Annotated in this window: 10 protein-coding genes; 5 read left to right on the top strand and 5 right to left on the bottom strand. The window is 72.7% G+C overall.

Going from position 1 to position 12,723, the window contains the following annotated elements:
* Positions 1 to 20: 20 nt before the first annotated feature.
* The 3 genes from ABTX78_RS26160 to ABTX78_RS26150 all read right to left on the bottom strand — a co-directional run bounded on the left by ABTX78_RS26160 (position 21) and on the right by ABTX78_RS26150 (position 3,583).
* Positions 21 to 920: a hypothetical protein gene (locus ABTX78_RS26160; protein WP_352209234.1), complete on the bottom strand. Its 900-nt coding sequence runs from the start codon at positions 918 to 920 to the stop codon at positions 21 to 23.
* A 217-nt stretch (positions 921 to 1,137) separates the two neighbouring features.
* Positions 1,138 to 2,664, bottom strand: coding sequence for a hypothetical protein (locus ABTX78_RS26155; RefSeq protein ID WP_352209233.1), 1,527 nt, complete (start codon positions 2,662 to 2,664; stop codon positions 1,138 to 1,140).
* 202 nt (positions 2,665 to 2,866) lie between these two features.
* The gene (locus ABTX78_RS26150; RefSeq protein WP_352209232.1) at positions 2,867 to 3,583 is read right to left on the bottom strand and encodes a GntR family transcriptional regulator; all 717 of its coding nucleotides are present in this window, start codon (positions 3,581 to 3,583) and stop codon (positions 2,867 to 2,869) included.
* 159 nt (positions 3,584 to 3,742) lie between these two features.
* Between ABTX78_RS26150 and ABTX78_RS26145 the strand changes: the two genes are divergently transcribed.
* From ABTX78_RS26145 to ABTX78_RS26125, 5 genes are read left to right on the top strand one after another with little or no spacing between them, the layout of a single operon-like run.
* On the top strand, positions 3,743 to 5,020 hold the full coding sequence (locus tag ABTX78_RS26145) for an MFS transporter (RefSeq protein ID WP_352209231.1): 1,278 nt from the start codon (positions 3,743 to 3,745) through the stop codon (positions 5,018 to 5,020).
* Positions 5,017 to 5,829: a putative hydro-lyase gene (locus ABTX78_RS26140; protein ID WP_352209230.1), complete on the top strand. Its 813-nt coding sequence runs from the start codon at positions 5,017 to 5,019 to the stop codon at positions 5,827 to 5,829. Before ABTX78_RS26145 ends, ABTX78_RS26140 begins: the two co-directional genes overlap by 4 nt.
* Positions 5,830 to 5,880: 51 nt before the next feature.
* Entirely contained in the window at positions 5,881 to 6,645 is a 765-nt protein-coding gene (locus ABTX78_RS26135) for a LamB/YcsF family protein (RefSeq protein ID WP_352209229.1), read from the top strand.
* Positions 6,642 to 7,259, top strand: coding sequence for a 5-oxoprolinase subunit PxpB (gene pxpB, locus ABTX78_RS26130; RefSeq protein WP_352209228.1), 618 nt, complete (start codon positions 6,642 to 6,644; stop codon positions 7,257 to 7,259). The genes ABTX78_RS26135 and pxpB overlap by 4 nt, the downstream gene beginning before the upstream one ends.
* Positions 7,256 to 8,122, top strand: coding sequence for a 5-oxoprolinase subunit C family protein (locus ABTX78_RS26125; protein ID WP_352209227.1), 867 nt, complete (start codon positions 7,256 to 7,258; stop codon positions 8,120 to 8,122). The genes pxpB and ABTX78_RS26125 overlap by 4 nt, the downstream gene beginning before the upstream one ends.
* Before the next feature lie 40 nt (positions 8,123 to 8,162).
* Here ABTX78_RS26125 and ABTX78_RS26120 read toward each other — a convergent pair whose 3' ends face one another.
* Together ABTX78_RS26120 and ABTX78_RS26115 are read right to left on the bottom strand one after the other, a co-directional pair.
* A complete protein-coding gene (locus ABTX78_RS26120) occupies positions 8,163 to 11,756 on the bottom strand; it encodes a hydantoinase B/oxoprolinase family protein (RefSeq protein ID WP_352209226.1) in 3,594 nt (1,197 codons plus the stop codon).
* On the bottom strand, positions 11,753 to 12,604 hold the full coding sequence (locus ABTX78_RS26115) for an SGNH/GDSL hydrolase family protein (protein ID WP_502993964.1): 852 nt from the start codon (positions 12,602 to 12,604) through the stop codon (positions 11,753 to 11,755). Before ABTX78_RS26115 ends, ABTX78_RS26120 begins: the two co-directional genes overlap by 4 nt.
* Between the last annotated feature and the right edge of the window lie 119 nt (positions 12,605 to 12,723).

Below are 12,723 nucleotides of genomic sequence, written 5' to 3'. Positions count from 1 at the left end.
GGGTGGGGGGCCCGGCGGGGTCAGGTGTGGAAGGGGAGCCCGGCGTCGGCCGCCAGCTCCAGACCGTCCGCGTCGGGCGGCGGCACGAGGGTGGCGGTGCCGTCGCTTACCGGGACGACGCCCAGTTCGAGCAGTTCGGCCATGGCGGCGCTGCCCGCCATGTCGCGCACCTGCAACTGGTACCGGGCGGTGGTGCGATAGGCGCCTCCGGCGTCGTCGCCCGTGCGCTGGAGGAAGCCGGAGTCGGTGAGGAAGGCGACGGCCTTGCCGACGATGCCGGTGGTGGACCCGGCGAGCCGTCGCGCGTCCTTGGTGGCGCCGGTGGCGCTGCGGCGGGCGTAGACGCGCCAGGCGGCCTCCAGACCCGGCGCGTCGGTGGCCGGGTCGGTGTTCTCGCCCTCGGCGTCGGCGCGCTCCTCGAGACGGCTGCACGCCTGGCGTACGAACGCGTCGACGCCGTTGACGGTGATCCGGCCGATGTATCCGTCGTCGGCGAGGTCCTCGGGGCGCGGGAACGCCATGGCGGCGACGGCGAGATGGGCCAGACCGTGCAGGAACCGGTCCCCCGATTCGGCGGTGGCGCGGCGGGCGTAGTCGCCCATACGGACGGCGAACACCGAGTCCTCGCCGGCCGTGACCGCCATGCCGGCACGCGGGGACACTTCGAGGACGACGAGGCCGAGGCCCGTGGCGACGGCGTCGGCGAGGCGGGCGAACGCGGCCTCCTCGCGGTAGCGGCGCAGCAGTTCGGCGTACTCGGCGTCGCGCGCGGGCAGCAGCTTGGGCTGGAGTCCGAAGGAGACGAGACGTGCCGCGTCGGCGGCGTCGGCGGGTGTGACCGTGGCCTGCGCGGCCGGGACGGGCGCCTCGTGGGCGTCCGCCTCCCGCCATGCGTGCTGCTCGGCCTGGTTGTCGGTCACTGGTGCTCCTGCGCAGTCGTGGTGGTGGTCGCGGGCCGGGATGCGAACGCGGATCCGGATGCGGCTGCGGATGCGGATGCCGCATCGGATCCGGGGCCGTGGCCCGCGGTTGGGGTCTCCCCTCCATGGAGACCCGGGCCTCGCACCGCCCCGGAGGCGACGGCACAGGGACCTCGCGCCGCCCGGGACGCGGTCGGAGAGGCCGCAGCGAGGGTCCTCACGCCGCCTCCGTGCGGTCCGCCGTCATACCCGCCGCGTCCAGCAGCGCCGTTCCCACTATCAGGTCCGCGCCGCCGAACTCGGGATCGTCCAGCTCGGTGCCGTCGTCGACCGCGAACAGCAGCCGCTCCTCGCCCTGTCGGTAGGCCGTGCCGACCGGAGGGCTCGCCGCGTGTATGGCCAGCAGCGCGACCAGGTATGGCAGTTCGGGATCGCGGCGGCGCGCCTCGGCGAGCAGGCCGGACAGCCGGCGCGGCGCGTCGTGCTCCAGGTCGAGCAGGTCCATCGCGCTCGCCAGCTGTTCCTCGCTGAAGCGACTGTCGTCCGGGGTGGCGATGAGATCGGGCTCGGGCATCTCCGCGCCGAGGTGCTCGCGCTCCAGGGGCGGCGTCAGCAACATCTCGACCAGGTCGCCGACCCGTACGGAGGACGGGGTGCGCAGTCCGGTGCCGCGGGCGAAGAACGCGTCCGTGACCCGGATCGCCGACCGCAGCGGCAGCGGCAGCACCGGTGTGACCAGCTGTCCATAGAGATCGAGTCCGGTGCGCGCCGTGGGACGGGCGAACGCCTGCCGGTCCTGTTCGGCACGGAACAGGGGCCCCGCCTCCAGGAGTCGCGACTGCAACTGGGTGTGCCGGCGGATGCAGTCCTTGACGATGTCGACGAGTTCGGCGGCGCGGCGCTTGTGCTCCGGCTCCTCGGCCTCGTCGCGTGCCTTGCGGATGTTGGTGAGGATCGCGTTCTCGTGGCGGTACCGGTCGGCGACGTGGTCCAGCGCTTCGGCGATCATGTCGGGCACGGCGTTCAGCCAGTCGACCGCGCGGACGTTGCGACGGGTGGCGTCCAGCGTCCTGCGGAGGGTCTCGGCGTACTGCACGGTACGGTACCGCGCCTGCTCGGCGGCGAGCTGGGCGTCGGCGAGCCTGCCCCGGCTGATGAGGACTTCGAGCTTGACCTCCGCCGCGATCTGCGCGCTGGTGACGTCGGTGTCGAGCGCGCCGACCAGGACGTTGACCGCTTCGTCCGTGGTACGGAGGTAGACGCTGCCGCCGTGGCCCGGGACTTCCTCGATGAGTTTGAAGTCGTAGTCGCGGCGGGTGTAGATGCCGTCGGTGCCGAAGGTGCCGTAGACCGCGCGGAAACCGCGGTCCACGCTGCCGACGTTGATCAGATTCTCCAGCACCCAGCGCGCGACGCGCTCGTGCTCGGCGACGGGCCGCTGCGGGGCCTGGGCGCCGATGCGCGGCAGCAGCCTCGCGACGATCTGGTCGTGGTCGGCGCCGGTGTCGAAGTCCATGTTGAGCGTGACGAGGTCGATGGCGGACAGCGCCACTTCCGCCATCGCGTAGACCGTGTACTCCCCCGCGAGATTCGCCTTGCGGGTGTCCAGGTCGTGCAGCGGCGCGGTGCACGCGAGCGCGCGGAGCCGCCGCGCGAGCCCTTCGTCGGCGGCCGGGCCCTGCGCGGGCCGCGGCCCCGCGCTGAGCTGGGGCGGAACGAATTCCGTCGAGGCAGGCGAAGTCACGCTGCACAGATTAGGTCCTCGCACCGACAACGGTCGAAACGACGCAGAAGCGACCGCACGACGGGGCATGGTCCGGGTCGGCGGCTCCATGGTCCGCGTCCCGGGTCGGGCCCATCGTCCGGGCCCGCACCGCCCGGCCCAATGCCCGCCCGGTGCACCGGTGCCCGCCGCCGCCCGGCCCGCCGCCCGCTAGCCGTCGCGGCTACGCCCCTTCGCCGTCCTCGTCCGCGACGAGGTCGGCGTAGGTCTCCACCATCTGGGTGCGCGAGTCCTCGAGATAGTCGGTGAGCAGCCGTTCGGCGGCGGTGCGGTGGCCGGCCTGGAGCGCGTCGAGGATGGCGCGGTTGCGGACGAGATAGGGCTGATGCAGCCGCCGGGGGTCATCCACCACATGGAAGGCGAGCCGCAGTTCGGCGAGCACGCTGCGCATCAGTTCGTCGGTGCGGGCACTGCCGGCGAGGGCGACCAGTTCGCGATGGAAATGAATGTTTGCGGTGGAAACGCCCTTCCAGTCCCTTTCGCGCTCGGCGCGTTCACCGCCGGAGACCGCGGCTTCGAGCCGGTCGACGGCGTACGGCGGCTCGCCGAGACCGTGCACGACGGCGCACTCGACGAGCAGCCGCGTGCGGTAGATGTCGATGACGTCCTGGACCGCGAGCATCCGCACGAAGACACCGCGGTTGAGCTCGTGGACGAGCAGCCTTTCGTGGGTGAGCAGTCGGAACGCCTCGCGCAGGGTGTTGCGCGATACGCCGAGCGCCTTGCCGATGCTGTCCTCCGAGAGCCGTTCCCCCGGCGGGAAGTAGCCCTCCGCGATCCGGGTCCGCAGGATGTCCGCGACCCGTTCGGCCGTGCTGGTGCGACCCAACAGCGGCCGGTCGTCCGCCAGTCCGCCGACCTCGGGCTCCGTCGTCCCCACAGCACCCCTCTCTCCCTCGCCGGCGGCTCCCGGCGACGCGCGAGTCCCATCGTAGAAGGAAGAACGACCCGACATGACTCTTGTCGGATCGTTCAACAATCCCCTACCTTGGCGCTACCGCACAGTCGCCAGCACCCCCTCCCCCTCTGCGAGGTGCAGATGAGTACGACCCAGGCACAGTCGAAGCCAGGCGAACTCCCCGAGGACACCGGCGCCTTCGCCTGGCTGCGGGCGCTCGGCCCCGGTGGCCGCCGCGCCTTCGGCGGTGCGTTCGGCGGATACGCCCTCGACTCCTACGACTACTTCACGCTGCCACTGAGCATGGTGGCGATCTCCGCGTACTTCGCCCTCGACAACGGACAGACCGGACTTCTCACCACCGTCACCCTGGTGGTCTCCGCGGTGGGCGGCGCGCTCGCCGGGATCCTGGCCGACCGCATCGGCCGGGTGAAGGCCCTGATGATCACGGTGATCACCTACGCGGTCTTTACCGTGGCCTGCGGTTTCGCCCCCAACTACGAGACCCTGATGGTCTTCCGGGCCCTCCAGGGCCTCGGCTTCGGCGGCGAGTGGGCGGTCGGCGCGATCCTGGTCGCCGAGTACGCCGGCCCCAAGCACCGCGGCCGTACCCTCGGTGCCGTCCAGAGCGCCTGGGCGGCCGGCTGGGCACTCGCCGTGGTCGTCTACACCCTGGTCTTCGAGTTCCTCGACGCGGACACCGCCTGGCGCGTGATGTTCTGGACGGGCGCGCTGCCCGCCCTGCTGGTGATCTACGTGCGGCGCCATGTCAGCGACGCTCCCGAAGCCGCCGCCCGGCGCAACGCCAGCACCGAACGCGGCTCGTTCGGGGCCATCTTCAAGGGCGACCTGCTGCGCACGACACTCTTCGCCACACTGCTGTCGACCGGTGTCCAGGGCGGTTACTACACGCTCGCCACCTGGGTCCCCACGTATCTCAAGACCGAGCGGGGACTGACCGTCGTCGGCACCGGCGGCTATCTGGCCTTCCTGATCTCCGGCGCCTTCCTCGGCTACCTCACCGGCGGTTATCTCACGGACCGCATCGGCCGCAAGAACAACATCACCCTCTTCGCCGCCCTCTCGGCGGCCGGGATACTCGCCTACACGAACATCCCCTCTGGAGCGAACGGCCTGCTGCTCGTCCTCGGCTTCCCTCTCGGGTTCTGCATGTCCGCGATCTTCAGCGGCTTCGGCTCCTTCCTCAGCGAGCTCTACCCGACCGCCGTACGCGGCACAGGCCAGGGCTTCACCTACAACAGCGGGCGCGCGGTCGGCGCCTTCCTGCCGACCCTGGTCGGCTTCCTGTCCGACAGCTGGGGTGTCGGCGGCGCGCTCGTCCTCGGCGCCGCGGGCTACGCGCTGGCGGTGGTGGCGCTGTTCGGCCTCCCGGAGACGCGCGGCAGGGAGCTGCTGTGACGGCGTACAGCGCGGCCTCCGAGCCCCTCGACGGGGGCGCGTGGAGCCCGGCCGAGGCCCGCACACGGTTCCGTTCCGGGCTGAGCGGACCGACCGCGGGCTTGGTCCCGGGCCACGCACAGGCCAATCTGATCGCGGTCCCCGCCGACTGGGCACACGATGTGCGGGAGTTCTGCCGGCACAACCCGAAGCCCTGTCCAGTACTGGACGTGACCGACGCCGGTTCCTGGTCCACCGCGCTCGCACCGGACGCGGACCTGCGCACCGATCTGCCGCGCTACCGCGTGTGGGAGCACGGCGAACTCGTCGACGAGCCCACCGATGCGGTCGCGTGGTGGCGCGAGGACCTCGTGGCCTTCCTCATCGGCTGCAGCTTCACCTTCGAGTGGGCTCTGTCGGCGGCCGGGGTTCCGTTGCGCCATGTCGAGCAGGGGCGCAACGTCCCGATGTACGTGACCGACCGGCTCTGCCACCCGGCGGGACGGCTGCACGGACCCATGGTCGTCTCTATGCGTCCCGTACCGCCCCGGCACCTCGCCGCCGCGGTGAGTGCCAGTGCTGCCATGCCGGCCGTCCACGGCGCCCCGGTGCATTGCGGTGACCCGGCGGAACTCGGCATCAAGGACCTGGACCGCCCCGACTTCGGTGACGCGGTGGTCCCGGAGCCGGGCGACATCCCGGTGTTCTGGGCCTGTGGAGTCACCCCGCAGGCGGCGGTCATGGCCTCCCGGCCGCCGTTCGCGATCACCCACGCACCGGGGCGGATGTTCATCACGGACGTCCGCGACGAGCAGTACCGCGTGGCCTGAACCCGCGGCCCGATCCGCGTGAACCGAGCAGAGGCAGGAAAGAAGGAGCACATGACCTGGGCGTCGATCGACCTCAACGCCGACCTCGGCGAAGGATTCGGCCGCTGGCAACTCACCGACGACGAACAGCTGCTGTCCGTCGTCACCAGCGCCAATGTCGCCTGCGGCTTCCATGCCGGTGACGCGGCCACCATGCGCCGCGTCTGCGCGCTCGCGGCCGAACGGTCGGTGCGGATCGGCGCCCAGGTCTCCTACCGCGATCTCGCCGGCTTCGGACGGCGCTCCATGGACGTGCCGCCGGACGAGCTGGCGGCCGAGATCGCCTACCAGATCGGTGCGTTGGAGATCTTCGCCCGCGCGGCCGGCTCCCGTGTCTCGTACGTCAAACCGCACGGCGCGCTCTACAACCGCGTCGTGCACGACGAGGAGCAGGCAGCCGCCGTCGTCGAGGGCGTCCTGCTGTCGGGCGAGCGTCTGCCGCTGCTCGGACTCCCCGGCTCAAAGCTGCACACCATGGCGGAGAAGGCCGGACTGCCCGCGATCACCGAGGCGTTCGCCGACCGCGCGTACACCGCCGAGGGGACGCTCGTGCCCCGGAGGGAGGAGGGCGCGGTCCTCACCGATCCCTCGGCCGTGGTCGAACGGTCCGTCAGCATGGCCCGGTTCGGGGTGATCACGGCTCGGTGCGGCAAGTCCGTTCCGGTGCGGGCCCGTTCGCTCTGTCTGCACGGTGACACCCCCGGCGCCGTCGCCCTCGCCCGGCGCGTACGGCGACAGCTGGAGACCGCGGGCGTGCGCGTGGAGGCGTTCGTATGAGGGTGCTGCCGGTCGGTGACCGGGCGCTGCTCGTGGAACTCGTGGACGGCGACGAGGTGGGTGCGCTCCATGCCGAGCTGATGCGCCGCCGGGCGGCGGGCACGCTCCGGCCGGTGCGGGAGATCGTCCCGGCGGCGCGGACCGTCCTGCTGGACGGACTCGACGACCCGGGGCACTGGGCCGAGGAGCTCGCGGCGTGGGACGTGCCACCGCTCCGGGCCCGCGTGGACGACGCCGTCGAGGTGCCGGTGCGTTACGACGGCCCCGATCTCGCCGACGTCGCCGCGCTGTGGCAGGTGACGGGGGAGCAGGTGGTGGAGATCCACGCAGCGACCGAATTCCGCGTCGCCTTCTGCGGGTTCGCCCCCGGGTTCGGCTATCTCACCGGTCTTCCGCAGCAGTACGCCGTGCCGCGCCGGGCGACCCCGCGCACCGCGGTCCCCGCCGGTTCCCTCGGTCTCGCCGGTCCGTACACCGGGATCTATCCGCGCTCCTCCCCCGGCGGCTGGCAGCTGATCGGCTCCACGGCTCTGGAGCTGTGGGACCCGGCGCGTGAACCGGCCGCCCTCCTCTCCCCCGGGACCCGGGTGCGCTTCGTGCCGGAGGGCCGATGACCGACCGAGCGATCGCCGTCGTACGGGCCGGGGCGCTGAGCACCGTGCAGGATCTGGGCCGCCCGGGGCACGCCCACCTCGGCGTGCCCCGGTCCGGGGCGCTCGATCCGCCGGCCGCCCGGACGGTCAACCGACTGGTGGGCAACGCGGAGGGCGCGGCCGTCCTGGAGACGACGCTCAACGGCTGTGCGCTGCGGCCGCGTTGCGCGGTCACGGTGGCGGTCGGCGGGGCGCCCTGCCCGGTCACCGTCGACGGACGGCCCGTGGCCTGGGGCGCGCCGGTCCGGGTGGCCGCGGGCTCCCTCGTCGAGGCCGGCTGGGCCGCGCGGGGCGTCCGGTCGTATCTGGCGGTCGCCGGAGGGTTCGCCGTGGAACCCGTCCTGGGCAGCCGCTCCACGGACCTGCTGTCCGGTCTCGGACCGGCGCCGCTCGCGGACGGCGCGGTGCTGCCGCTCGGCAGGCCCACCGGGCCGCCGGCGCGGCTCGACGGCGGTGTGCCCTGGCCCGCGCCGCCCGCGGAGCTGATCCTGCGGGTACGGCTCGGACCGCGCGCGGACTGGTTCACGGACGGGGCCCTGCGGACGCTGGCTTCCGGCGGATACCGGGTCTCGGCGTCGAGCAACCGCATCGGGCTGCGGACGCACGGCCCGGCGCTGGAGCGGGCCCGGACCGGTGAACTGCCCAGCGAGGGCATGGTCCTGGGGGCCGTCCAGGTGCCGCCGGACGGCTGCCCCGTGGTCTTCCTCGCCGATCACCCGACGACCGGGGGCTATCCGGTCGTGGCCGTCGTGGACGGGCGTGACCTCCCCGCCGCGGCCCAGGCGGCACCCGGCACCCCGGTCCGTTTCGTCCCCGTCCGCTGACCCGGCCCCGGTTCGGCGGCCGGCGGACACGGCGCAGACCTCAGGCCCTCTCCCCGTAGCCACCGCCGCCGGGCGTCCTGACCACCAGGACGTCGTCCGGCCCCACGTCCACCGAGTCGACGCCCTTCAGTTCCGTCACACCCCCGTCGGCGCGCTCCACCCGGTTCTCGCCGAGCGCGCCCGTCGCGCCGCCGGCCATCCCGTACGGCGGGACGCGGCGGTGCCCGGTGAGCAGCGCCACCGTCATCGGCTCCAGGAAGCGGATCCTGCGCTCCACGCCCTGTCCGCCGTGCCAGCGCCCGTCGCCCGCGCTGTCCTCGCGTACCGCGAAGGCGTCCACCCGCACCGGGTAGCGCCACTCCAGCACCTCGGGGTCGGTGAGCCGTGAGTTGGTCATGTGCGTCTGGACGGCGTCGGCGCCGTCGAACCCGTCACCCGCCCCCGAACCGCTCGCCACCGTCTCGTAGTACTGCACGCGGTCGTTGCCGAACGTCAGGTTGTTCATCGTGCCGGAGCCCTCCGCCTGCACGCCGAGCGCCGCGTACAGGGCGCCGGTGATGGCCTGCGAGGTCTCGACATTGCCCGCGACGGTCGCCGCCGGGTGGACGGGCGCCAGCATGGATCCCTCCGGCACCCGGACCTCCAGCGGCTCCAGACAGCCGCTGTTGAGCGGGATGTCGTCGGCGACGAGCGTGCGGAAGACATAGAGCACGGCGGCCATCACCACCGAGGTGGGCGCGTTGAAGTTCCCCGGCTGCTGCGGCGAGGTGCCGGTGAAGTCGATGACGGCACTGCGTTCGTCGCGGTCCACCCGCAGCGCTACACGGATGACCGCGCCGCCGTCGGTCTCGTAGCAGTACTCACCGTCGTCGAGTCCGGCCACGATCCTGCGAACGGATTCCTCGGCGTTGTTCCGGACGTGACGCATATAGGCCTGGACGACGTCGAGCCCGAACTCGTCGACCATACGGCGTAGTTCCTCGATGCCCTTCTCGTTGGCCGCGATCTGGGCGCGCAGGTCGGCGAGGTTGGTGTCGGGTGCCCGGGAGGGGTGGGCCGCCGTGGTCAGCAGGTCGCGGGTCTCCTCCTCGCGCAGCACGCCGTCCCGGACGAGCAGCCAGTTGTCGAAGAGCACGCCCTCCTGGTCGATCGTCTCGCTGAAGGCGGGCATCGAGCCGGGGGTGATGCCGCCGATCTCCGCGTGGTGCCCGCGGGAGGCGACGAGGAAGCGCAGCTCGTCACCGTCGAACACGGGCGTCACGACGGTCACATCGGGCAGATGCGTGCCCCCGTGGTACGGATCGTTGATGGCGTAGACGTCGCCCGGCCGCAGACCGTCCCCGTTGCGGCGCAGTACCTCCTTGATCGACTCACCCATCGAGCCGAGGTGGACGGGAATGTGGGGCGCGTTGGCGATCAGATTGCCCTCGGCGTCGAAGAGGGCGCACGAGAAGTCCAGCCGTTCCTTGATGTTGACGGAGTGGGCGGTGTTCTCCAGCCGCACCCCCATCTGCTCGGCGATGGCCATGAAGAGGTTGTTGAAGACCTCCAGCAGCACCGGGTCGACGTCGGTGCCGACGGCGGTCCTGCCGGGCCGGGGCCGTACGCGCGTCAGGAGCAGATGACCGCCCTCGTCCGGCGCGGCCCGCCAGCCCGGGTCGACGACCGTGGTGGCGTCGGACTCGGCGATGATCGCGGGCCCTTCGACGGTGTCGCCGTGCCCGAGATCGCCGCGCCGGTACAGCGGCACCTCCAGCCGCTCGCCGCCCACGAACATCGGCACGCGCGCCCGGGGGACGAACTCGCCCCCGCCCTCGGTCTCCTCGACGACATGAGCGCCGTGCTCGCCCGCCGTCCCCACCGCCTCGACGGAGACCGCCTCCACGACGAGCGGCTTGTCCATGGTGAAGGCGTAACGGGCCCGGTGGGCCGAGGTGAAGGACTCCCGCATGGCGGACGCGCTGTCCAGCGGTACGGGCAGGCTCGCGTCCGTGCCGGCGTAGCGGAGCAGGACGCGTGCGCGGGTGGTGATCGCGTCGTCCGGGACGTTGTCGTCGCGCAGTTCGTCCCGGGTGCGGCCGGCCAGCTCGTCGCAGAGGGTGGCGACCCGCGCGCACGTCTCCTCGTCCAGCTCCGCCTCCACGGACTGCTCCAGCATGGCGGTCGCGTCGGCGAGGCCGATGCCGTACGCGGAGAGCACCCCCGCGAGCGGCGGCACGATCACGGTGTCGACGCCCAGGGCGTCCGCGACGGCACAGGCGTGCTGGCCGCCCGCGCCGCCGAAGGAGTTGAGGGCGTAGCCGGTGACGTCGTGGCCGCGCTCGACGGAGATCTTCTTGACCGCGTTCGCCATGTTCAGTACGGCGATCTCGAGGAATCCGGCGGCGACCTCCTCGGGTGTGCGCCGGGCTCCGCTCTCCCGGTGGACCTTCTCGGCGAGTTCGGTGAACCGTTCCCGTACGACGCCGGCGTCCAGCGGCCGGTCGCCGCCGGGCCCGAAGACGGCGGGGAAGTGGTCGGGCTGGATCCGGCCGAGCATCACATTGGCGTCGGTGACGGTGAGAGGCCCGCCGCGGCGGTAGCAGGCAGGCCCGGGGTCCGCGCCGGCGGAGTCGGGCCCGACCCGGTACCGGCGGCCGTCGAAATGGAGCACGGAACCGCCGCCGGCGGCGACGGTGTGGATGTTCATCATCGGCGCGCGCATCCGGACGCCGGCGACCTGGGTGCCGAGTTCGCGCTCGAACTCCCCCGCGTAGTGGGACACATCGGTGGACGTACCGCCCATGTCGAAGCCGATGACCCGCCCGTGACCGGCCTGTTGGGCGGTGCGCGCCATGCCGACGACCCCGCCGGCCGGGCCGGACAGGACGGCGTCCTTGCCCCGGAAGTGGGCGGCCTCGCGCAGTCCGCCGTTGGACTGCATGAACATCAGCCGGATGTCGGCGAGTTCGGAGGCGACCTCGTCGACGTAGCGCCGGAGGATGGGCGAGAGGTAGGCGTCGACGACGGTCGTGTCGCCACGCGGCACGATCTTGATGAGCGGGCTGACCTCGTGGGAGCAGCTGATCTGGGTGTAGCCGAGTGCGCGTGCGGCTTCGGCGATGCGCTGCTCGTGGCCGGGGTGGCGGTAGCCGTGCATCAGCACGATGGCCGCGCTGCGAAAGCCGTCGTCGCGGGCGGCCGTCAGCTGCTCGGTGACGTCGTCCAGGTCGAGCGGCCGGATGATCTCCCCGTGCGCGTCGACGCGTTCGGGGACCTCGATGACCTTGTCGTACACGGCCTCGGGCAGGACGATCCTGCGGTCGAAGATCCGCGGCCGGTTCTGGTAGGCGATGCGCAGGGCGTCACGGAAGCCCTCGGTGACGACCAGGACGGTCGGTTCACCGCGGCGCTCCAGCAGGGCGTTGGTGGCGACGGTGGTGCCCATCTTCACGCTGTCGACGCGATCGCCGGGCACGGGCTGGTCAGGCCCGGTGCCGAGCAACAGCCGGATCCCCGCCACGGCCGCGTCCCGATAACGCTCGGGGTTGTGCGAGAGCAGCTTCCGGGTCACCAGCCTGCCGTCGGGGCGCCGGCCCACGACGTCGGTGAAGGTGCCGCCACGGTCGATCCAGAACTCCCAGCGCCCGCTCATTCCCCCATTCTGGCAAGCGGGACCTCCAGGGACACGGCGGCGAGAGCGGCGGTGAGTGCGTGCTCCGCGCTCCGGTCCAGGCGTTCGCTGGTGCCGCGCGCCCAGTGGCGCACCTCGGAACCGGCGAGTCGCATCAACTGCGGCAGCAGATCGGTGCAGCGCCGGGCCACCCAGCCGGTGCCGGCCGTGGCGAGCCACAGCAGGGAGGCCGCCCTGGTCGGCGCGGGCTGGGTCGGTTCGGCGCCGGGCGCCTGACCACGGGCGAGCCCGTACCCGCCGAGCAGCTCGTGGAAGCGCAGCGCGATCATGCGGTGGCCGCGCTCCCCCGGGTGCAGCCGGTCCGCGCTCCACATGGACCGGTCGAGGACCCACGCGCCGTCGCCGGCGTGGAGGTGGACGGCGTCGTAGCGGGCGGACAGGGCGTGCACGACCGCGTTGACCGCGCGCTGGCGGCGGGCGAGCGGCCGGGCCAGCGGGAGCGGAAGCCCCAGCATGGTCCCCGGGTCGGGGAGGCAGGCGGTCAGCAGGACGGTGCCCCGTGCCGTCAGCCGGTCGAAGACGGAGTCGAGGTGGCGGGTGAGCTCCTCGATGTCGAAGGTGCAGCGCAGGGTGTCGTTGACGCCGACGAGCACGGAGGCGATGTCGGGCCGGAATGCCAGCGCCTCGGGTGCCTGCCGCTCGGCGACGTCCTCGGTGAGGGCGCCGCTGACGGCGAAGTTGCGGAACTCGGCGGGTGCCGAGCGGTCCCCCAGCCCGGCCGCGAGGAGGGCGGCCCAGCCCCGCCAGCCGTCGCCGACCCGGTCGCCGACGCCTTCCGTGAGGGAGTCGCCGAGGGCCGCGAACCGCAGGGCGCGCGGCGGAGCGGACGGGGTGCCGCTCCCCGGGCCGGGTACCGCCGTGAGCGGTCGGACCCGTGCCGGGCGGGCCGGGCGGGCCGGGAGTGCCGGCGCTTCCGGGGGTGCCGGGG

Origin of the sequence: Streptomyces sp. NPDC096193, assembly GCF_040302905.1 — a bacterium.
In the GTDB taxonomy this organism is placed as follows: Bacteria; Actinomycetota; Actinomycetes; order Streptomycetales; family Streptomycetaceae; genus Streptomyces.
This window is presented reverse-complemented; position numbering and strand designations above follow the sequence as displayed.

Excerpts from the sequence above, each read along its gene's own strand:
- ABTX78_RS26145 (WP_352209231.1), top strand. The coding sequence starts at position 3,743 with ATGAGTACGACCCAGGCACAGTCGAAGCCAGGCGAACTCCCCGAGGAC.
- ABTX78_RS26120 (WP_352209226.1), bottom strand. The coding sequence starts at position 11,756 with ATGAGCGGGCGCTGGGAGTTCTGGATCGACCGTGGCGGCACCTTCACC.
- ABTX78_RS26125 (WP_352209227.1), top strand. The coding sequence starts at position 7,256 with ATGACCGACCGAGCGATCGCCGTCGTACGGGCCGGGGCGCTGAGCACC.
- pxpB (WP_352209228.1), top strand. The coding sequence starts at position 6,642 with ATGAGGGTGCTGCCGGTCGGTGACCGGGCGCTGCTCGTGGAACTCGTG.
- ABTX78_RS26135 (WP_352209229.1), top strand. The coding sequence starts at position 5,881 with ATGACCTGGGCGTCGATCGACCTCAACGCCGACCTCGGCGAAGGATTC.